Genomic DNA, 19,999 nt, shown 5'->3' on the forward strand with positions numbered 1-19,999 from the left:
TTGTCCGACCTACTGATCGGTCTGATTGCACTGCCTCCACAGGCGCCGCTAAGGTGTGTCGCGTGGGAGCCAAGCTCGGGCAGAACAACGTCAAGGGTGAGCAGACGAAGCACGCCATCCTCGTCGCCGCCGAGCAGGTGTTCGCCGAGGCCGGATATCGCGGATCGAGTCTCGCGTCGGTCGCCGAGCGCGCGGGAGTCACGCAATCCGGGCTCCTGCATCACTTCAAGACCAAGGAGGAGCTTCTTCTCGGGGTCTTGGAGCAGCATGAGGTCGTCGATGACGCTCTGCTCCTGAACCCACTGAGCCGGGGAGGCGCGAGCGTCCTCGACGGCCTCGCAGACCTTCTCGTGCAGTACTCGGGCAATCGCGTGGGTGCGCGGCTCTTCTCGGTATTGGTGGCCGAGAGCACGGCGGTCGAGCATCCGGGCCACGAGTACATGAGGCGCCGCTACGACAAGCTGCGCAATCGCCTCGTGGGTGCGCTCGCCGTCGGCATCGAGTCGGGCGAGATCCGACCCGACGCCCCGCTCGAGGAGTTGGCGGGGGCGCTCATCGCGCTGATGGATGGCATCCAGCTGCAGTGGATCTACGACCGCGACATCGACATGAGTGCGGCCTTCCGCTTCGTCGCGACGGTGCTGCGGGATTCCCTCGCCCCGGCGTCGACGCCGGCCTGACACGACTCGGCTTCGCCCCCTTCGCGCCTCGGATTCCTCCGGGGCGCGCTGTCGTTTGGGGGCGTCCGGATCGCGTGGCGCAGAATGCGGGTTGATTTACCGACCGAGTACACGGTAGCTTAATCGAACCCAGCGCCCTCAAGGGAGAGAACCGTTGATCGGTCGACGCACGTTCGAGACCATCGTCAAGGCGCCCTGGGACACCCGCACCACACGGCAACGAAGGAGTTGACATGAGAAAGCGCAGCGCGGCTGCGATCGCCCTCGCCGCGATCGTGGCCCTCACCGCGACGGGATGCAGCAGCAGCCCCGAGTCGGAGGCCGCCCCCACCGGCGGCACCCTCACGATCGGGGCGGCCCTGGATGCGGCGTCCTGGGATCCCGCCGATGCCGAGTTCGGCAACCGCCTGCAGTACATGCAGCCGGTCTACGACTCGCTCCTGCACATCGACGAGAACCTCGAGATCACTCCCTGGCTCGCGTCGGCGTTCACCTACGACGACGCCAAGACGGCCCTGACCCTCACGCTCCGCGATGACGTCGAGTTCAGCGACGGCGAGGCGTTCGACGCAGACGTCGCGAAGGCGAACCTCGAGCACTTCCAGTCGGGCACCGGCCAGAACTCGATCACCCTCGCGGCCGTCGAGAGCGTCGAGGTGACGGGCGACTACGAGATCGTCCTCCACCTCTCGGCTCCCGACCCGGCGCTGCTGCGCAACCTGGCGCTCGTGGCCGGCATGCAGGCGAGCCCGGCCGTGCTCGACGACGAGAGCCTCGCGACCACCCCGGTCGGATCCGGCCCGTACGTCCTCGACGCCGACCAGACGACGACCGGCAGCCAGTACGTCTACACGCGGAACGCCGACTACTGGAACACCGACGCGTTCCCGTTCGACGAGATCGTCATCAAGCCTCTGACCGATCTCACCGCCCGCCTCAACGCCCTCAAGAGCGGCGAGATCGACGCGACGCTCGCCGACGCGAAGAGCATGGCCGAGGCGGAGTCGAGCGGCCTGACGGCGCAGACCATGCTCGGTGACTGGCAGGGCCTGTTCATCGTGGATCGCGCCGGCGAGATCGTGCCGGCCCTCGCAGATGCGCGTGTGCGTCAGGCGATGCAGTACGCCATCGACGGCGCCGGTCTCCTCCAGGCCGTTCGTCTCGGCCAGGGTGAGGTCACGACCCAGATCTTCAACCCGTCGAGCCTCGCCTACGACCCCGACCTCGACAGCGCCTACAGCTACGACCCCGACAAGGCTCGTGCGCTGCTCGCCGAGGCCGGGTACGCGGATGGCTTCACGATCACCATGCCGGAGTTCGCCGGGTTCACCGACATCACGACGGTCGCCTACCAGCAGCTGCGCGACATCGGCATCGACGTCCAGACCGAGACGGTGGCCCCCGACCAGCTCATCTCGGCGCTGCTCGCCGGGAAGTACGCGGCGTTCCCGTTCTCGTGGGGCTCCTCCGACGCCTGGCAGGACATCCTGAAGCTCGTCAAGCCGGACGCGCCGTGGAACATGCTGCACTCGTCCACGCCCGAGCTCGACGCACTGATCTCGGCCGCTCAGACCAGTGGAGAGGCCGCCGACTTCCAGGCGGTCAGCGCCTACCTGGTCGACCAGGCGTGGTTCGCGCCGTGGTACGTGCAGAACAACGTGTACCTGACGGGTCCGGACGTGACGGTGGCCATGCAGCCGCAGAACGTCGTGCCCTACATCTGGAACTACGCGCCCGCCGCGTGACAGACACTCGGGGTGGGAGTGCGGCTCCCACCCCGAGACGTCGGAGAGTCGATCATGTTCTTCTTCCTCGTGCGCCGGGTGGTATCCGGTGTGGTGCTGGTCTTCGCGGTTGCGACCATCACCTTCCTGCTCATGAGCCTCACGGGAGGCAACGCCGCCCGGAACATCCTGGGTGAGACGGCCACCGAGGCGCAGGTCGCGGCCAAGGCGGCCGAGCTCGGCCTCGACCGCCCGATCCTCGAGCGCTACCTCGACTGGCTCGGCGCCGCGCTGCACGGCGACTTCGGCACCTCGTGGTTCAGCCGCGAGCCCGTGATCGAGTCGCTCGCCAACCGTTTCCCGGTCTCGCTGTCGGTGGTCACCGTGGCCGTGCTCGTCACAGCGGTGCTGGCGACGGTTCTCGGCATCACGGCGGCGGTGCGGCGCGGATGGGTCGATCGATTCGTGCAGGTGTTCGCGGTCATCGGCTTCGCGCTGCCGAACTTCTGGGTGGCGCTCATCCTCGTGACGATCTTCGCCGTGACTCTGCACCTGCTGCCGGCGACCGGCTATGTGCCGATCACGACGGATCCGGGGCGCTGGGCGCTCGGCCTGATCCTTCCGGTCACGGCACTCGTGATCGGCACGATTGCCTCGACCGCCCAGCAGGTGCGGGGCGCGACGATCGACATCCTCGAGCGGGACTTCGTGCGGACGCTTCGCGCGCGCGGAATCTCGCGCACCTCATTGCTCTTCCGGCACGTGCTGCGCAATGCGGCCGGGCCCGCACTCACCGTGCTCTCCCTGCAGTTCGTCGGACTGCTCGGCGGGGCGGTCATCATCGAGAAGGTCTTCGCCCTGCCGGGGATCGGCAGTCTGGCCGTCAACGCCACGACGCAGGGCGACCTCCCGCAGATCCTCGGACTCGTGGTCGTGATGGTCGTGCTCGTCGTCGTCGTCAACCTCGTGATCGATCTGCTCACCGGCTGGCTCAACCCGAAGGCGCGTGTCTCATGACCGAATCCGCCGTGTCCGCACCGGCTCTGGCTCCCGTGACGAGTGGCGGCGGGTTGACCCGTCGACTGCTGCGCGAACCGATGGCCGTCGGCGCACTCATCGTCTTCGCACTCATCGTCCTCGCGTCGATCCTGGCGCCGCTGCTGACCCCCTGGGATCCGAACCGGGCCGAACTGTCGGACGTGCTCGCGCCTCCGTTCGGGGAGCACATCCTCGGCGCCGACAGCGCCGGCCGAGACGTGCTCGCGCGTTTGCTCTACGGAGGCCGCGCGAGCCTGCTGGGAGCGCTCATCGCTCTCGTCGTCGCGCTCGCGATCGGCATCCCAACGGGCCTCATCGCCGGGTACTACCAGCGATGGTTCGACTCGCTCTCGACCTGGACGGCGAACCTGCTCATGTCGATGCCGGGGCTCATCGTGCTCCTCGCGGTGATCTCGGTTCTCGGACCCCGGATGTACACCGTCATGGCGGTGTTCGGCATCCTTCTCTCGCCGGGAGTCTTCCGGCTGACACGCAGCAGCGTCATGGCGGTCCGCAAGGAGCTATACATCGACGCCGCCAAGGTCTCGGGCGTGAGCGACGTGCGGATCATCGGCAGGCACGTGCTCGGAGTCGTCCGCGCGCCGCTCGTGATCCAGGCCTCGATGATGGCGGGCATCGCGATCGTGCTCCAAGCGGGACTCGAGTTCCTGGGTGTCGGCGACTCGACGACCGCCAGCTGGGGCCAGATGCTCAACGACGCCTTCACCAACATCTACGTCGCGCCCACGATGCTCGTGTGGCCGGGTCTGATGATCGGCATCACCGTCGGTTCGCTCGCGCTCTTCGGCACCGCGCTCCGCGACGCGGTGCAGGGCACCACCTCGGTCGGGAAGCGTCGGCGCCCCCAGGGCGAGGAGACGGTTCCGGCGCCGGTCGAGGTCGTCGCCGAGTCGATCAGGCCCGTTGCGGAGGGCGCGCCGCTGCTCCTCGTCGAGGGTCTGCGGGTCGGCTATCCCGCAGCCGATGGCGGCACGACCGTCGTCGTCGACGGCGTCGATCTGCGCATCGCCCGCGGTGAGGTGCACGGCGTGGTCGGCGAGTCGGGTTCAGGCAAGAGCCAGACGGCGTTCTCGATCCTCGGCCTGCTCCCCGTGGGCGGCGAGGTGCTCGAAGGCAGCATCCACTTCGACGGCGTCGATCTCGTCTCGCGCGGACGCGAGCGCGAGCTGCTGCGCGGCAGCCGGATCGGGTACATCCCGCAGGAGCCGATGAGCAATCTGGATCCGGCCTTCACCCTCGGGTGGCAGCTCGTGGAGCCGATGCGTCGGCACCTGGGCCTCTCGCGATCGCAGGCGCGGACGCGGGCGCTCGATCTGCTCGACCGCGTCGGCATCGCCGACCCCCGGCGCACGTTCGACGCGCACCCGCACGAGGTCTCGGGCGGAATGGCGCAGAGGGTGCTCATCGCGGGGGCGGTGTCGTGCGATCCGGATCTGCTCATCGCCGACGAGCCCACGACCGCGCTCGACGTGACGGTGCAGGCCGAGGTTCTCGACCTTCTCCGCTCGCTGCAGGCCGAGCGCTCCATGGGGGTGATGCTCGTGACCCACAACTTCGGCGTCGTCGCCGACCTGTGCGATCGCGTCACCGTCATGCAACGCGGCCGGGTGGTCGAGAGCGGCACGGCGAACGAGATCTTCTCGGACGCGCGGCACCCGTATACCCGCATGCTGCTCGACTCCACGCTCGAGGACGCCTCGGTGCGACCCGCGCTCACACCCACGGAGGCAGGACGATGACGACACCGTTGCTCGAGGTCGACGACCTGGTCGTCGAGTTCCCGATGCGGGGGCTCGTCGCGAAGCCGTTCCGCGCGCTCCACGGCGTCTCGATCGAGATCGCACCCGGCGAGACGCTTGGACTCGTCGGCGAGTCGGGGTCCGGCAAGACGACCCTCGGTCGCGCGGTGCTCGGCCTCGCGCCGGTGCGCGGCGGCTCCATCCGGTTCGCGGGGGAGGACATCACGCGTGCGCGCCGCAGTCGTCGCCGTGAGCTCAGCCGCGACATCCAGGTGGTCTTCCAGGACCCGTACTCGTCGCTGAACCCGGCGATGACGATCGGCGCGATCCTCGAAGAGCCGCTGCGGGTCGCGGGTGTCTCGCGCCGCGAAGCGCGGGACCGCATCCGGGAACTGCTCGACCAGGTGCAGCTCCCGGTCGACGCGATCGACCGGATGCCGCGCAACTTCTCCGGAGGTCAGCGCCAGCGGATCGCGATCGCGCGCGCGCTCGCCCTGCGCCCGCGGATGATCGTGTGCGACGAGCCCGTCTCGGCCCTCGACCTGTCGACCCAGGCGAGAGTCCTCGATCTCCTGATCTCGATCCAGGAGTCCACCGGCGTGGCCTACCTCTTCGTCTCGCACGACCTGAGCGTGGTGCGCCACATCAGCCACCGCGTGGCCGTGATGTACCGGGGAGAGATCGTCGAGCAGGGCGACGCCGTGCAGGTCACCGACGCGCCCGAGCACCCCTATACGCGTCGGCTGCTCATGGCCGCGCCCGTGCCGGACCCCGCACGTCAGGCGGACCGTCGGCGCGAGCGTGAGCGCTTCCTCGCGGAGGTCGGTGGACGATGACCGTCGTACAGACGAGCCACGGCCCGGTTCGGGGAACGACCACGCTCACACGCCGTGCGGACGTCGAGAGCTATCTCGGGATCCCGTTTGCGGCACCTCCCGTCGGCGCGCTGCGGTTCCGCCCGCCGCAGCCGCCCGAGGCGTGGACCACCGAGCGCGAGGTCAAACGCTTCGCACCGGCGGCGCCTCAGAACCCCGATCCGGTCCTCGCGGCCGGCGGATTCTGGCAGCCGCCGCACGACGAGGCGGAGTGCCTCAACCTCAACGTGTGGACGCCGAGTGCCGATGACCGGGCGCGCCCGGTGCTGGTCTGGATCCACGGCGGCGCGTACGTCAGCGGTTCCAACTCCACCGGCTACAACAACGGGGCCGAGCTCGCCGCTGCGCTGGATGTCGTGGTGGTGTCGATCAACTATCGGCTCGGGGTGTTCGGATTCCTGTACCTCGAGCATCTGCTCGGTGCGGAGTTCGCCGACTCGGGCAACCTCGCCGTGCTCGACCAGATCGCGGCGCTGCACTGGGTGCGAGACAACATCCGTGCGTTCGGTGGCGACCCCTCCAAGGTCACGATCTTCGGCGAGTCGGCGGGCGCCGCCGCCGTCGGCACGCTGCTCGGCACTCCTCTGGCCCAGGGTCTCTTCACCCGCGCCATCATGCAGAGCGGTACTGCCGAGCGCGCACGGGAGGTCGAGGAGTCCGTGGCGGTCACGGCGGAGTTCCTCGACGCCGCGGGGGTGACCGCGTCCGACGCGGAGACCCTGCTGCGGATGAGCACCGCCGACCTCCTCGCGGCGCAAGCGGTGGTCGCGGCCGCGCACGCGGAGCGCACCATCGGGCTGCCTCTCCCGTTCATGCCGACCATCGACGGCAGGGTGCTCGCGCAGTCCCCGCTCGACGCCATCGCGGACGGCGTCGGGTCCGACGTCGATCTGTTGGCGGGCACCAATCTCAATGAGGCGTCCTTCTTCATCGTCGCGCGTGCCGACGCCGACGAGACGCGGACCTCGGATGAGAAGCTGCGTGCGCTGATCGCGGAGGACTTCGCGGATCCCGCTGCGGTGCGGGCGGACTACGTCGCGGCTCTGTCCGTGGAGCTCGGGCGCGAGCCCAGCGACGACGAGGTGCTCGAGTCGTACCTTTCGGATCGCCTCTACCGTCAGCCGACGACCCGGCTGCTCGACGCACGGCAGGCCGCCTCCGGTCGCACGTTCGCCTACCTCTTCACGTGGGCGAGTCCGCTCATGGATGGCGCACTCGGCTCCTGCCACGCGCTCGATGTGCCCTTCGTGTTCCGCCAGCTCGACCGCCTGGAGTCCGCGTCGCTCGTTGGCCCGAACCCGCCCGTGGAGCTCTCGGAGTGGATGTCGGGCGCGTGGGTCGAGTTCGCGCGACGTGGCGCTCCGAACTCGCCGGCACTGCCCGACTGGCCGCAGTACCTCTCCGAGGGGCGACTCACCATGGAGCTCTCGCCCCGCCCCCGCGTCCTGAGCGACCCGCGCGAGACCCTCCGACGGTTCTGGCGCGCGGAGGTGACCGCGTGAGCGGGCCGCTCGACGGGTTGCTCGTCATCGATCTGACCCGGGCGCTCGCGGGACCCCACGCCGCGATGGTGCTGGGTGATCTCGGTGCGCGTGTGATCAAGGTGGAGGCCCCCGGGCACGGAGACGACACGCGTGGCTGGGGTCCGCCGTTCGTGACGGGCGCCGACGAGACCGCGCAGTCCACGTACTTCCTCAGCTGCAACCGCAACAAGGAGTCGATCGCGCTCGATTTGAAGGGCGACGACGACCGTCGCGTGCTCGAATCGATGCTGCGCGAAGCGGATGTGCTGCTCGAGAACTTCCGACCCGGAACGCTCGACCGGCTCGGCTTCGGTGCCGACCGCCTGCGCGAGCTGAACCCTCGCCTCGTGCTGCTGTCGATCTCAGGCTTCGGGCACGACGGACCGGAGAGCGCTCGCGCCGGGTACGACCAGATCGCACAGGGCGAGGCGGGTCTCATGTCGGTGACGGGTTCGTCGCCGGACGACCCGCAACGCGTGGGAGTGCCGATCGGCGACCTCCTCGCCGGGATCTACGGAGCACTCGGCGTGCTGGCGGCGCTCTCTGAGCGCGAGCGGACCGGCGAGGGAGGCATCGTGCGCACCTCGCTCCTCGCGGCGATCGTCGGCGTCCACGCCTTCCAGGGCACCCGCTGGACCGTCGCGGGGGAGGTCGGTCGCGCGGCGGGCAACCACCACCCCTCGATCGCGCCCTACGGACTCTTCCGGTGCGGGGACGGCGCGGTGCAGATCTCGGTCGGCTCCGAGTCGCTCTGGGCGCGCTTCTGCGCTGGCTTCGGCATCGATCCGGCGGAGCCCCGATTCGCGCTGAACGCCGACCGCGTGCGCCATCGCGAGGAGCTCATCGCGATCGTGGAGGATCGATTCGCAGCGTTCGGATCAGAGGAGCTGCTCGCGCGACTCGGGGAGCTCGGCATACCCGCCGGCAAGGTTCGTACGATCGACGAGGTGTACTCCTGGGATCAGACGCTGTCGCAGGGTCTGCTCGTGGGCGTGGACCACACCTCGCTCGGGCGCATCTCGCTCCCGGGGCCGACCCTGCGTTTCTTCGACCAGAGCGATCACGAGACGACGCGTCGGGAACATCAGGCTCCGCCGCTCCTCGACGAGCACGGGCCGGCACTGCGCGGTGAGTTCGGTGTCGGGCGGCGCTGACACCCGTCGCGCCCGGCCCGGGGCGCGGGACCTCATCGAGCTGGTGCTCGAGAAGGGGTCGTTCCTCTCGTGGGACGAGCCCATCCCCGATCGCCGACCCGACGAAGCGTATGCGGAGGAGCTCCGCGAGGCGCGGCGCCGCACGGGCGTCGACGAGTCGGTGCTCACCGGTGAAGGCCGGGTGGGCCAGCACCGAGTCGCGGTCGTGGTGGGGGAGTTCGGATTCCTCGGCGGGTCGATCGGCGTCGATGCCGCCGCCCGGATCATGGCCGCGGTGCGTCGCGCGACGCGTGAGGGTCTGCCCGTGCTCGCGGCTCCCGCATCCGGAGGAACACGGATGCAGGAGGGCACCGTCGCGTTCGTGCAGATGGTGGGCATCACCGCGACCATCGCCGAGCATCGCAAGCAGGGGTTGCCCTACCTCGTCTACCTTCGGCATCCCACGACCGGAGGCGTGTTCGCCTCGTGGGGATCTCTCGGGCACGTCACCGTGGCCGAGCCAGGCGCGATGATCGGCTTCCTCGGCCCCCGGGTCTATCGGGCGATGTACGGTGCCGACTTCCCGGAGAACGTGCAGACGGCCGAGAACCTGCAGGCGCACGGCCTCGTGGATGCCGTGCTGGCTCCCGAGCAACTCGGCGCGCTCGCGGCCGGGGTGCTCGACGCCTGGTCATCGCATTCCGCCGAGGCTCTCGCGCTGCCCGAGGCTCCCGCGACCGATGAGGACGACTGGCAGGCAGTCGTACGCTCGCGCAGCTCGGCGCGCCCCGGCCTGCGCAGCGTGTTGCGCCACGCGACGATGCGCACGCTGCTTCTCAGCGGAACCGGGCGGGGAGAATCCGACCCGACCCTCACTCTCGCGATCACGCGTTTCGGAGGCCAGGGTGTCGTCGTCCTCGGCCAGGACCGGCGGAGTCAGGACGCCGAGGTCGCCCTCGGACCGGGCGCGCTGCGCGTCGCCGGCCGCGGCATCCGGCTCGCGGTCGAGCTCGGCCTGCCGCTTGTCACCGTGATCGACACGCCCGGTGCGGCGCTGTCGCGGGAGGCGGAGGAGGGCGGCCTCGCGAGCGAGATCGCGCGATGCCTGCTCGCCCTTCTCGAGGCCGACGTGCCGACGGTGTCGGTCATCCTCGGGCAGGGCGCCGGGGGAGCGGCGCTCGCGCTGCTCCCCGCCGACCGGATCCTGGTCGCAGAGAACGGCTGGCTCTCGCCCCTCCCGCCCGAGGGGGCGGCGGCGATCGTGCATCGTGACTCCACCCGTGCTCCCGAGCTCGCGCGCCGTCAGCGGATCGGGGCCCCCCACCTGCTCGCCGACCGCGTCGTCGACGAGATCATCCCCGAGGGCGGCGACGCGCCCGCCGCCGTCGCCGCTGCGATCACCCGCGCGCTCGCGTCGGTCGTCGCCATCCCGCCGGGTCGTCGACTGCGCGACCGGCGCTCGCGCTTCTCCGACCTGGTGCCATCCGTCTTCCGAGAGGACACGAAGTGACTGACCCCATCCGATCCGACGACCCGCGCCTGCGGGCCCTCCTCGAACGTCTCGACCTGGAGGAGAAGGTGCTTCTGCTCACGGGTCGCGACTTCTGGACGACCTGGCCGCTCGAGAAGATCGGGCTGCGCCGGATGCTGCTCTCCGACGGGCCCGCGGGTGTGCGTGGCGAGCACTGGGATGAGCGCGATCCCTCGCTCAACCTGCCCTCCGGCACGGCGCTCGGGGCGAGCTGGGATCCGGAGCTGGCCCACCGCTACGGGGCGATCGCGGCCGCCGAGGCGCGGCGGAAGGGCGTGGACGTCGTACTCGGCCCGACGATCAACCTGCACCGATCACCCCTCGGCGGGCGTCACTTCGAGGCGTTCAGCGAGGATCCGGTGCTCACCGCCGAGCTCGCTGCCGCCTATGTCGACGGGGTGCAGAGCAACGGCGTCGCCGCGACACCGAAGCACTACGTGGCCAACGACTTCGAGACCGATCGCTTCACGGTCGACGTGCGGGTCGAGGAACGCGCTCTGCGCGAGCTGTACCTCCTCGCCTTCGAGAAGGCGGTGACCGAGGCCCACGCCTGGGTTGTGATGAGCGCCTACAACGGCATCAACGGTGCAACCGCCACCGAGAACGATCTGCTCGAGACGCCGCTCAACTCCGAGTGGGGGTTCGATGGCGTCGTGGTGAGCGACTGGACGGCCGTGCGGAGCATCGAGAGCGCCCGCCACGCTCAGGATCTCGTGATGCCCGGACCCGCGGGTCCCTGGGGCGACGCTCTTGTCGAGGCGGTGCGCGACGGGCGGGTTCCGCTCGACGCGGTCGATCGCAAGGTGCTGCGGCTTCTCGCGCTCGCGGCACGTGTGGGAGCCCTCGAGGGCTTCGGCGCGCCCGTCTCGCCGGCCGAACCCGCCGAGGACGGCATCGCCTTCGCACGGCACGCCGCGGCCGAGGGGATGGTGCTGGTCGCCAACGACGGCGTCCTCCCCGTCGTCGACGCACCCGCGCGGATCGCGGTCATCGGTCACAACGCCACCGTCGCGCGCACCCAGGGCGGCGGAAGCGCGACCGTCGTGCCCGAAACCGTCGTGTCACCGCTCGACGGCATCCGCGCCGCGTTCCCGGATGCCGTGGTCGAGTACCGTGTGGGCGCCGTGGTGCAGGAGGGCATCGCTGAGCTGCCGCTCGCCGAGCTCACGAACCCGATCACGGGCGACAGCGGTGTGCGCGTGAGCTTCCTCGATGCCGCCGGCACTGAGATCTTCGCCGAGGATCGGCGCTCGACCGCGCTCGTCTGGATCGGCTCGGCCGCGCCCGTGGAGCAGTCGGCTTCGCTTCGGCTCTCGACACGGTGGACGCCGGCGGAGGGGGGCGAGCTCGACCTGGGCTTCGCCGCCGTCGGTCGTGCGCGCATCACCCTCGACGGCGCGACGGTGCTCGACGCGGATTCGCAACCGGTCGGAGACGATCTCGGCGCGGCGCTGCTGTCGCCGGGCACCGTGACCGCACCCGTGCGGGTCGAAGCGGGCCACAGCTACGAGCTCGCGATCGAGTACCGGCGCGAGGTCACCGAGCAGTTCGCCGGGGCGATGACGTTCGCGTTCGGTCTCGGGCCCTCGACCGCATCCGCCGACGCGCTCGAGGCCGAGGCCGAGAGCGCGGCGCGTGAGGCGGATCTCGTGGTGCTCGTCGTCGGCACCAACTCCGCCGTCGAATCCGAGGGCTTCGATCGCACGAGCCTGTCGCTCCCCGGACGGCAGGATGCCCTCGCCGAGCGGGTGCTCGCGGCGAATCCCCGCAGCGTCGTCATCGTGAACGCCGGAGCTCCGGTGGCGCTGCCGTGGCGGTCGCACGCCGGTGCGGTGCTTCTCGGGTGGTTCGGCGGCCAGGAGTTCGGGAATGCGCTGGGTGACGTTCTCACCGGACGCGCGGAGCCGGGCGGGCGGCTCCCGACCACCTGGGCGGATCAGCAGACCGATGTGCCCGTCATCGATGTCACGCCGCGAGACGGGGTGGTCGAGTATCGCGAGGGCATTCATATCGGATATCGGGCGTGGATTCGTGAAGGTCGCACTCCCGCATTCCCCTTCGGATTCGGCCTGGGCTATACGAGCTGGCAGCGAGTGGGGTCATTTGTCGAGGCCGCGAGCGACGAATTCGACGGGTTCGTGGTCGAGGTCCGACTTCGAAATTCCGGAGACCGTGCGGGAAAGCAGGTCGTTCAGGTCTATGCGTCTCGTACCGAGAGTGCGGTGGATCGCCCGGCTCGGTGGCTCGTCGGGTGGGGCGTCGTCCGCGCCGGTGCCGGCGAGCACGCAATCTGCAGGATTCATATTCCGCGGCGGGCGTTTGCGCACTGGGACGGCGAGTGGCGTTACGAAGCGGGGGTATTCGAGTTGAGCATCGGATTCGACGTCACCGACACGCTTGCGGCGCATACCGTCGCTATCGCGTGAGCGTGGTGACAAGGCGGGGTACGCGGAGGACCTAAACTCATCACATGGCGAAGAAGACAATTACCATCCTCACCGACGACCTCGACGGGGGTGAACTGCCTCTCGGAACACGCACAACCCGCTTCGCCCTCGAAGGCGTGGACTACGAGATCGACCTCGGCCCCGACAATGCGCGTGCCCTCGCGGATGCACTGGCCCCGTATGTCGCGGCTGGTCGCCGCGTGAGCGGTTCGACCCGCGCGAGTTCCTCGCGCTCGCGCTCGAAGGGCGCGGATGCCGAGCGGCTCGCCGCGATCCGTTCGTGGGCACAGGGAGCGGGGTACACGGTGGGCGACCGCGGGCGCATCAAGGCCGAGGTCGTCGAGGCGTACGAGCGCGCGAACGGCTGAGCGTCGGCGGTCCGGCGGATGATGATCCCATGTGCGGGAGATTCGCAAACGACGCCGAGACCAACGAGCTGATCGAGGAGTTCGTCGCCCAGGGCAACGACTTCCGCGACTGGCGTCCGCAGTTCTCGATCGCCCCGACCGAGGTTGTGCCGATCGTGCGCGAACGGCGGGATTCCGCATCCGGCGAGATCGTGCGCTCCGTCGTGCCCGCGGAGTGGGACTTCCATCCGCCGTTCCTCACGGCGAAGTCGCGGCCGCAGTTCAATGCGCGCATCGAGACGATCGCCGTGAACGGGCTGTGGAAGTCCGCGTTCGCCGGTACCCGCTGCATCGTGCCCATGCGGGGGTACTTCGAGTGGACGGGTGAGAAGGGCGACAAGCAGCCGCACTTCTTGCATGGGCAGCGGCCGATCCTCGCGGCGGCGGGGCTGGCGACCGCCCGCAAGGTCGATGGAGACTGGGTCGTCTCGACGGCCATCGTCACCCGTGAAGCCCGAGACGCATCCGGCGAGGTGCACGACCGCATGCCGGCCTTCCTCACGCGCGAGACCTACGACGAGTGGCTCTCGCCGGTGAAGCTCGAGTCCGAGGCTGATCGCGACCGGATGCTGGGCATGCTCGACGCCGTCTCGGCCGAGGTCGCGGCGCACATCTCCAGCTTCGAGGTGGATCGCCGAGTGAACAACTCCCGCGCCGTCGACCCCGCGGATCCTGGCCTCATCGAGCCGCTCGTGCCCTAGACTGGGCGACGCGAAGGGGAGTATCCCACCTCGTCGCGGCCGTCATCACGGGCTCCGATGCCGCAGCCCCGGTCGCGACCGCGGCATCCGGACATCGGGCCGCGCGGGAGAGACGTTCGAGATTCGTCCTACCCTCGAAAGGCTTCCGCATGCAGCTCGCACTCCCGTTGTGGTTCGAGATCGGCACCTATGTGGTGCTGCTCCTGATCCTCGCGTTCGACCTGACCCTCGCCTTCAAGCGCCCGCATGTGCCATCGACGCGCGAGTCGGCCCTCTGGATCGGGTTCTATGTGGCGCTCGCGCTGGCGTTCGCGGGCCTGATGCTGTGGCTCGGCGATGCGGAGCACGCGGGGCAGTTCATCGCGGGCTGGCTCACCGAGTACAGCCTCTCGATCGACAACCTGTTCGTGTTCCTGCTGATCATGGCGAGGTTCCAGGTGCCCCGCCGCTACCAGCAGGAGCTGCTGATGATCGGCATCATCCTGGCGCTCGTCTTCCGCGGGGTGTTCATCCTTCTCGGGGCGGCGCTCATCGAGAACTTCAGCTGGGTGTTCTACATCTTCGGCGCGTTCCTGGTGTTCACGGCGATCCAGCAGGTGCGCACCGGCCACGAGGACGAGGTGCAGACCGAGAACCGGATGCTCACCTGGGTGCGTCGCCGGGTGAACATCACCGACGAGTTCGACGGGGCGAAGATCCGCACGACGATCGACGGTAAGCGCGTCTTCACCCCCGTGCTCATGGTGCTCATCGCCCTCGGCACGACCGACCTCGTCTTCGCGCTCGACTCGATCCCGGCGATCTTCGGCATCACCCAGAGCGCGTTCATCGTCTTCACGGCCAACGTGTTCGCGCTCATGGGCCTCCGGCAGCTGTACTTCCTGCTCGGCGACCTCGTGGATCGCCTCGAGTACCTGCGCTTCGGCATCGCGTTCATCCTGCTGTTCATCGGTGTGAAGCTCGTGTTCCACGCGATGCACGAGAACGAGCTCCCGTTCATCAACGGCGGCGAGCACATCGAATGGGCGCCCGACATCAGCACCTGGACCTCGCTCGCCGTGATCGTCGCCGCGATGACGGTCGCCGTGGTCGCGAGCCTCGTACGGATGCGCGTGCTGGCGCGCCGAGAAGTCATCGCCCCGCCTCACGACGACGCTTGACGCGGTCCGCCGCCGCCGAAATGATCGACGCATGGACGATCAGCCGCCGGGGTACTTCCCGAACGACGAGCCCGTGCTGCGTCCGCCGTGGTTGCAGGACGGCGACGGTGTGCTGCCCTCCGAGCTGATCGACACGCGCACGAAGCTCGTGGGTCGCGGGCTTCCGCCGCGCGATCCCTCGGAGCCCGTGTTCTTCCCGGGGGGTTCGCCGCGTCACAACTCGGTGGGGTGGGTGCTCCTCCTCGCCGACGGCGAGCGCGTGAGTGTCGACGGCCCCATCGTCGTGGGTCGTAAGCCCTACGACGTCGAGGGGTTCCCGGGTGCACGCCTCGTCGCGGTCGAGGACCGCGAGAAGACGGTGTCGAAGAACCACGCGATCCTCCTGCCCTACGACGGCGGCCTCTTCGTGCTCGACCTCAATTCGACCAACGGCGTCGCCGTCGTGGCGAACCGCTCACGGCGCACGGTCACGTCGACGGAGTTCTCGCCTGTGCCCGACGGCGCAGTCATCGAGCTCGGCTCGTACCTGCTCGGCGTGGACCACGTCGTCGACGCCGACAGCTGACCCGTCGCGCTCGTGGCACGGCGCGGCGGCGTGCCGGGTGTTATTCTTCGTGGATGCTCGCACGGCGCCTCCTTCTTCGTCGCCGCGACGAGGCCTAGCCCCGGCCTCCCTCGTCGCGGAGTCCGCCCGTCCCCGAGGCAGCGCGGCCGAACCACATCGATGAAGGACCCATTCCCATGAGCATCGCGACCTCGACCGAGCCTCACAGCGCGGAATCCGAGATCCCCGACCGTCCCCGCACCCTGGCCGAGAAGGTCTGGGATGCGCACGTCGTCACGAAGGGCGAGAACGGCCAGCCCGACCTCGTCTACATCGACCTCCACCTCGTCCACGAGGTGACGAGCCCGCAGGCCTTCGACGGCCTGCGCCAGGCAGGCCGCCCCGTGCGGCGCCCCGACCTCACGATCGCCACCGAGGACCACAACACCCCGACCCTCGCGATCGACCGCCCCATCGCCGACCTCACGAGCCGCACCCAGATCGAGACGCTGCGGCGCAACGCCGAGGAGTTCGGCATCCGCCTGCACCCGCTGGGTGATGTCGAGCAGGGCATCGTGCACGTCGTCGGACCGCAGCTCGGCCTCACCATGCCGGGCATCACGGTGGTGTGCGGCGACAGCCACACCTCCACCCACGGTGCGTTCGGCGCGATGGCGTTCGGCATCGGCACCTCAGAGGTCGAGCACGTTCTCGCGACGCAGACGCTGCCGCTCAAGCCCTTCAAGACCATGGCGATCACGGTCGAGGGCGAGCTGCGACCGGGCGTCACGGCGAAGGACATCATCCTCGCGGTCATCGCGAAGATCGGCACCGGCGGCGGGCAGGGCTATGTGCTCGAGTACCGCGGCAGCGCCATCCGCTCGCTCTCCATGGAGGGCCGGATGACGATCTGCAACATGTCGATCGAGGCCGGCGCCCGCGCGGGCATGGTCGGTCCCGACGAGACCACCTTCGCCTACGTGAAGGGTCGCGCCCACGCTCCCGAGGGCGAGGACTGGGACGCCGCGGTGGAGTACTGGAAGACCCTCGCGACCGACGAGGGCGCTGCCTTCGACGCCGAGGTCTTCATCGATGCGGCCGAGCTCGAGCCCTTCGTCACGTGGGGCACGAACCCCGGGCAGGGTGTCTCGCTGTCGGAAGCGGTGCCCGACCCGGCGCAGTACGTCGACCCGAACGATCAGGCTGCCGCTCAGCGGGCCCTCGACTACATGGACCTCGAGCCCGGCACCCCCATGAAGGACATCCGCGTGGACGCCGTCTTCATGGGCTCGTGCACGAACTCCCGCATCGAGGATCTGCGCGCCTTCGCCTCCATCGTGAAGGGGCGTCGCAAGGCCGACCACGTGCGCGTCATGGTCGTGCCCGGCTCGGCGCGCGTGCGCCTCGAGGCCGAGGCCGAGGGTCTCGACAAGGTGTTCGAGGAGTTCGGAGCCGAATGGCGCTTCGCCGGATGCTCCATGTGCCTCGGCATGAACCCCGACCAGCTCGCCCCGGGCGAGCGCTGCGCCTCCACCTCGAACCGCAACTTCGAAGGCCGCCAGGGCAAGGGCGGCCGCACCCACCTGGTCTCGCCGCTCGTCGCGGCGGCGACCGCGATCCGCGGCACGCTCTCGAGCCCGTGGGATCTGGAGACCGCCGGAGAGGAGGCCCGCTGATGGAGAAGATCAGCGTGATCGAGGGCGTCGCGGTGCCGTTCCGCCGCTCGAACGTCGACACCGACCAGATCATCCCGGCCGTGTTCCTGAAGCGCGTCACGAAGACGGGCTTCGAGGACGCCCTCTTCCACGGCTGGCGACAGGACCCCGATTTCATCCTCAACCGTCCCGAATACGCAGAGCCCCGCATCCTCATCGCGGGGCCCGACTTCGGCACCGGCTCGAGCCGTGAGCACGCGGTGTGGGCGCTCCGGGACTTCGGGTTCCGCGCGGTCATCTCGCCCCGGTTCGCCGACATCTTCCGCGGAAACTCGGGCAAGCAGGGGCTCCTCACGGGCACCATCGCGGAGGAGCAGGTGATGGAGCTCTGGGATCGCCTGGAGGCGGAGCCGGGAATGAGCGCACGGGTCGACCTTGTTGAGAAGACGGTGACCGTGGGCGAGCTCAGCTTCGAATTCGACATCGACGATTACACTCGGTGGAGGCTGCTGGAGGGGCTCGACGACATCGGCCTCACACTGCGCGATGAAGCGCGGATCACCGAGTTCGAGGGCAGCCGGGAGAGCTGGAGACCTCGGACACTTCCCGTCCGTTAGCCCCCGGGGCATAGGCAAGGCAATAGGTAGCACGTGGATTCAGTCGCGATGAACCTCGCGCGTGACGCTCACAAGGCAGGAGCGCGAGTGGGACTCACAGCCGAACGGATCACGATCGACGGCGGAAAACCGCTGCGCGGCCGGATCGAGGTGCGCGGGGCCAAGAACCTCGCCACGAAGGCCATGGTGGCGGCACTGCTCGGCGACAGTCCGAGTCTTCTGCAGAACGTCCCCGAGATCAGCGACGTCCACGTCGTGACCCGCATGCTCGACGCCTACGGCGTCGCCGTGACGAGCCCGGCCGAGGGGGAGCTCCTGCTCGATCCCGCGAACGTCGAGCGCGCGCACTTCGCGCAGATCGACGCTCTCGCGGGATCGAGCCGGATCCCGATCCTGTTCTGCGGTCCGCTCCTGCACCGCCTCGGCGAGGCGCTCATCCCCGACCTCGGCGGATGCCGCATCGGCGACCGCCCGATCGACTTCCACATGGACGCGCTGCGCGCGTTCGGCGCGATCGTCGACAAGAGCTACGAGGGCATCAGCATCACCGCCCCCGACGGCCTCAAGGGCGCGAAGATCGAGCTGCCGTACCCGAGCGTGGGCGCGACCGAGCAGGTGCTACTGACCGCCGTGCGCGCCGAGGGCGTCACGGAGCTCAAGAACGCGGCGATCGAGCCCGAGATCATGGACCTCATCGCGATCCTGCAGAAGATGGGCGCGATCATCTCGGTCGAGCCGAACCGCACGATCTTCATCGAGGGCGTCGACCGGCTCGAGGGCTACACGCACCGCGCCATCTTCGACCGCAACGAGGCCGCCAGCTGGGCTTCGGCCGCGCTCGCGACCGATGGCGACGTGTTCGTCGGCGGCGCGAAGCAGCAGGACATGATGACCTTCCTCAACGTCTTCCGGAAGGCGGGCGGCGGATTCGACATCCAGGAGGATGGCATCCGCTTCTTCCGTGCCGGCGAGCTGAAGCCCGTCGTCGTCGAGACCGACGTGCACCCCGGCTTCATGACCGACTGGCAGCAGCCGCTCATCGTGGCGCTCACCCAGGCGGTGGGCACCTCGGTCGTGCGCGAGACGGTGTACGAGAACCGCTTCGGCTTCACGAAGGCGCTCGGCGAGATGGGTGCCGACATCGTCGTGCACAAGGACGGCTACGACTCGCCGGACTGGCGGGTGCCCAAGCGGCCGCTCGAGCAGGTCGCCGTGATCACGGGCCCCTCCAAGCTGCACGGTGCGGACGTGAACGTGCCCGACCTGCGCGGCGGCTTCAGCTACCTGATCGCGGCGCTCACCGCGCAGGGGCGCTCGACGATCACGAACGTGGGCATCATCAGCCGCGGCTACGAGCGCTTCGTCGAGAAGCTCGGTCAGCTCGGCGCGGAGTTCACGATCGACTGATGGGCGCGGATGCCGGGCGCCCGCGGCGGAAGCGGGAGAAGACGTTCGGCTGGCGGGTGGTCGCCGGCCTCGCGATCCCGTTCCTGCTGCTGCTCGCCCGGTACCGCATCCGCAATCCGGAGCGGATTCCGCAGGAGGGCGCGTTCGTGCTCTCGCCGAACCACTACTCCAACTTCGACCCCCTGACGACCGGCTACATGCTGTGGAGGCTGGGGCGCGTGCCGCGGTTCCTGGCGAAGGCGAGCCTGTTCAAGGTTCCCGTGCTGGGGGCGATCCTGCGAGCAACGGGGCAGATCCCCGTGGAGCGGCAGGGCTCCGGCCACAACCGGCAGCCGCTCGCCGCCGCGGCGAACCTCGTGGACGACGGACTCGCGGTGATCGTATATCCCGAGGGGACGCTCACGCGCGATCCGGAGATGTGGCCGATGCGAGGCAAGTCGGGGGCCGTGCGCACGGCTCTCGAGCACGATGTGCCGGTCATCCCGATGGCGCACTGGGGTGTGCAGCAGATCCTTCCGCGGTATTCGAAGAAGCTCAGCGTCTTCCCGCGGAAGACCGTCGACGCGATCATCGGCGAGCCGGTCGACCTCTCACGGTGGCGTGGTCGCCCCATCGACCGCGAGGTGCTCGCGGAGGCCACGGAGGCCGTCATGGCCGCGATCACGGCGTTGCTCGAGGAACTGCGGGGCGAGCAGGCACCTGAGGTGCGCTGGGATCCCTCCGCTCACGGCCAGACCGAGACCGGCCGCTTCGAGTCCTGACCCGCGCCGCCGAGCGGCGTGTCATCCTCCCCGAGG

The 19,999-nt window shown here is 69.3% G+C and carries 17 protein-coding genes; all 17 read left to right on the top strand.

The features are described from left to right. The first annotated feature begins 62 nt into the window (after positions 1 to 62). The 17 genes from FVQ89_RS14490 to FVQ89_RS14285 all read left to right on the top strand — a co-directional run bounded on the left by FVQ89_RS14490 (position 63) and on the right by FVQ89_RS14285 (position 19,963). Positions 63 to 680, top strand: a complete 618-nt coding sequence (locus FVQ89_RS14490) for a TetR/AcrR family transcriptional regulator (RefSeq protein WP_187265054.1) — start codon at positions 63 to 65, stop codon at positions 678 to 680. A 233-nt stretch (positions 681 to 913) separates the two neighbouring features. Then, the gene (locus FVQ89_RS14210; RefSeq protein ID WP_147902641.1) at positions 914 to 2,425 is read left to right on the top strand and encodes an ABC transporter substrate-binding protein; all 1,512 of its coding nucleotides are present in this window, start codon (positions 914 to 916) and stop codon (positions 2,423 to 2,425) included. A gap of 54 nt (positions 2,426 to 2,479) precedes the next feature. Next, on the top strand, positions 2,480 to 3,421 hold the full coding sequence (locus FVQ89_RS14215) for an ABC transporter permease (RefSeq protein ID WP_147902642.1): 942 nt from the start codon (positions 2,480 to 2,482) through the stop codon (positions 3,419 to 3,421). Continuing rightward, positions 3,418 to 5,202, top strand: a complete 1,785-nt coding sequence (locus tag FVQ89_RS14220) for a dipeptide/oligopeptide/nickel ABC transporter permease/ATP-binding protein (RefSeq protein ID WP_147902643.1) — start codon at positions 3,418 to 3,420, stop codon at positions 5,200 to 5,202. The genes FVQ89_RS14215 and FVQ89_RS14220 overlap by 4 nt, the downstream gene beginning before the upstream one ends. After that, positions 5,199 to 6,038: an ATP-binding cassette domain-containing protein gene (locus tag FVQ89_RS14225; protein WP_147902644.1), complete on the top strand. Its 840-nt coding sequence runs from the start codon at positions 5,199 to 5,201 to the stop codon at positions 6,036 to 6,038. Before FVQ89_RS14220 ends, FVQ89_RS14225 begins: the two co-directional genes overlap by 4 nt. Continuing rightward, positions 6,035 to 7,579, top strand: coding sequence for a carboxylesterase/lipase family protein (locus FVQ89_RS14230; RefSeq protein ID WP_147902645.1), 1,545 nt, complete (start codon positions 6,035 to 6,037; stop codon positions 7,577 to 7,579). The genes FVQ89_RS14225 and FVQ89_RS14230 overlap by 4 nt, the downstream gene beginning before the upstream one ends. Further along, positions 7,576 to 8,754: a CaiB/BaiF CoA-transferase family protein gene (locus FVQ89_RS14235; RefSeq protein WP_147902646.1), complete on the top strand. Its 1,179-nt coding sequence runs from the start codon at positions 7,576 to 7,578 to the stop codon at positions 8,752 to 8,754. The genes FVQ89_RS14230 and FVQ89_RS14235 overlap by 4 nt, the downstream gene beginning before the upstream one ends. Then, positions 8,738 to 10,243: a carboxyl transferase domain-containing protein gene (locus FVQ89_RS14240; protein ID WP_147902647.1), complete on the top strand. Its 1,506-nt coding sequence runs from the start codon at positions 8,738 to 8,740 to the stop codon at positions 10,241 to 10,243. Before FVQ89_RS14235 ends, FVQ89_RS14240 begins: the two co-directional genes overlap by 17 nt. Beyond that, the gene (locus FVQ89_RS14245) at positions 10,240 to 12,690 is read left to right on the top strand and encodes a glycoside hydrolase family 3 C-terminal domain-containing protein (RefSeq protein ID WP_147902648.1); all 2,451 of its coding nucleotides are present in this window, start codon (positions 10,240 to 10,242) and stop codon (positions 12,688 to 12,690) included. Before FVQ89_RS14240 ends, FVQ89_RS14245 begins: the two co-directional genes overlap by 4 nt. A 44-nt stretch (positions 12,691 to 12,734) precedes the next feature. After that, positions 12,735 to 13,079 (top strand): Lsr2 family protein, encoded by a 345-nt coding sequence (locus tag FVQ89_RS14250; RefSeq protein ID WP_147902649.1) that lies wholly within the window; start codon positions 12,735 to 12,737, stop codon positions 13,077 to 13,079. 29 nt (positions 13,080 to 13,108) lie between these two features. Beyond that, positions 13,109 to 13,819 (top strand): SOS response-associated peptidase, encoded by a 711-nt coding sequence (locus tag FVQ89_RS14255; protein ID WP_147902650.1) that lies wholly within the window; start codon positions 13,109 to 13,111, stop codon positions 13,817 to 13,819. Positions 13,820 to 13,968: 149 nt separating this feature from the next. Next, complete coding sequence (locus tag FVQ89_RS14260; RefSeq protein ID WP_147902651.1) at positions 13,969 to 14,979, top strand: TerC family protein; 1,011 nt, start codon at positions 13,969 to 13,971, stop codon at positions 14,977 to 14,979. A gap of 31 nt (positions 14,980 to 15,010) precedes the next feature. Next, positions 15,011 to 15,544, top strand: a complete 534-nt coding sequence (locus FVQ89_RS14265; protein ID WP_147902652.1) for an FHA domain-containing protein — start codon at positions 15,011 to 15,013, stop codon at positions 15,542 to 15,544. A gap of 176 nt (positions 15,545 to 15,720) precedes the next feature. Next, positions 15,721 to 17,199 (top strand): 3-isopropylmalate dehydratase large subunit, encoded by a 1,479-nt coding sequence (leuC, locus tag FVQ89_RS14270; RefSeq protein ID WP_147902653.1) that lies wholly within the window; start codon positions 15,721 to 15,723, stop codon positions 17,197 to 17,199. Next, a complete protein-coding gene (gene leuD, locus FVQ89_RS14275; protein WP_147902654.1) occupies positions 17,199 to 17,795 on the top strand; it encodes a 3-isopropylmalate dehydratase small subunit in 597 nt (198 codons plus the stop codon). The genes leuC and leuD overlap by 1 nt, the downstream gene beginning before the upstream one ends. A gap of 48 nt (positions 17,796 to 17,843) precedes the next feature. Beyond that, positions 17,844 to 19,202 (top strand): UDP-N-acetylglucosamine 1-carboxyvinyltransferase, encoded by a 1,359-nt coding sequence (gene murA, locus FVQ89_RS14280; protein WP_147902655.1) that lies wholly within the window; start codon positions 17,844 to 17,846, stop codon positions 19,200 to 19,202. Then, on the top strand, positions 19,202 to 19,963 hold the full coding sequence (locus FVQ89_RS14285) for a 1-acyl-sn-glycerol-3-phosphate acyltransferase (RefSeq protein WP_147902656.1): 762 nt from the start codon (positions 19,202 to 19,204) through the stop codon (positions 19,961 to 19,963). Before murA ends, FVQ89_RS14285 begins: the two co-directional genes overlap by 1 nt. Positions 19,964 to 19,999 lie beyond the last annotated feature (36 nt).

This window comes from Homoserinibacter sp. GY 40078 (genome assembly GCF_008017545.1).
Classification (GTDB): domain Bacteria; phylum Actinomycetota; class Actinomycetes; order Actinomycetales; family Microbacteriaceae; genus Homoserinibacter.

Coding starts and splice junctions, on each gene's coding strand:
- FVQ89_RS14210 (WP_147902641.1), top strand. CDS start 914: ATGAGAAAGCGCAGCGCGGCTGCGATCGCCCTCGCCGCGATCGTGGCC.
- FVQ89_RS14215 (WP_147902642.1), top strand. CDS start 2,480: ATGTTCTTCTTCCTCGTGCGCCGGGTGGTATCCGGTGTGGTGCTGGTC.
- FVQ89_RS14220 (WP_147902643.1), top strand. CDS start 3,418: ATGACCGAATCCGCCGTGTCCGCACCGGCTCTGGCTCCCGTGACGAGT.
- FVQ89_RS14225 (WP_147902644.1), top strand. CDS start 5,199: ATGACGACACCGTTGCTCGAGGTCGACGACCTGGTCGTCGAGTTCCCG.
- FVQ89_RS14230 (WP_147902645.1), top strand. CDS start 6,035: ATGACCGTCGTACAGACGAGCCACGGCCCGGTTCGGGGAACGACCACG.
- FVQ89_RS14250 (WP_147902649.1), top strand. CDS start 12,735: ATGGCGAAGAAGACAATTACCATCCTCACCGACGACCTCGACGGGGGT.
- FVQ89_RS14255 (WP_147902650.1), top strand. CDS start 13,109: ATGTGCGGGAGATTCGCAAACGACGCCGAGACCAACGAGCTGATCGAG.
- FVQ89_RS14260 (WP_147902651.1), top strand. CDS start 13,969: ATGCAGCTCGCACTCCCGTTGTGGTTCGAGATCGGCACCTATGTGGTG.
- FVQ89_RS14265 (WP_147902652.1), top strand. CDS start 15,011: ATGGACGATCAGCCGCCGGGGTACTTCCCGAACGACGAGCCCGTGCTG.
- leuC (WP_147902653.1), top strand. CDS start 15,721: ATGAGCATCGCGACCTCGACCGAGCCTCACAGCGCGGAATCCGAGATC.
- leuD (WP_147902654.1), top strand. CDS start 17,199: ATGGAGAAGATCAGCGTGATCGAGGGCGTCGCGGTGCCGTTCCGCCGC.
- murA (WP_147902655.1), top strand. CDS start 17,844: ATGAACCTCGCGCGTGACGCTCACAAGGCAGGAGCGCGAGTGGGACTC.
- FVQ89_RS14285 (WP_147902656.1), top strand. CDS start 19,202: ATGGGCGCGGATGCCGGGCGCCCGCGGCGGAAGCGGGAGAAGACGTTC.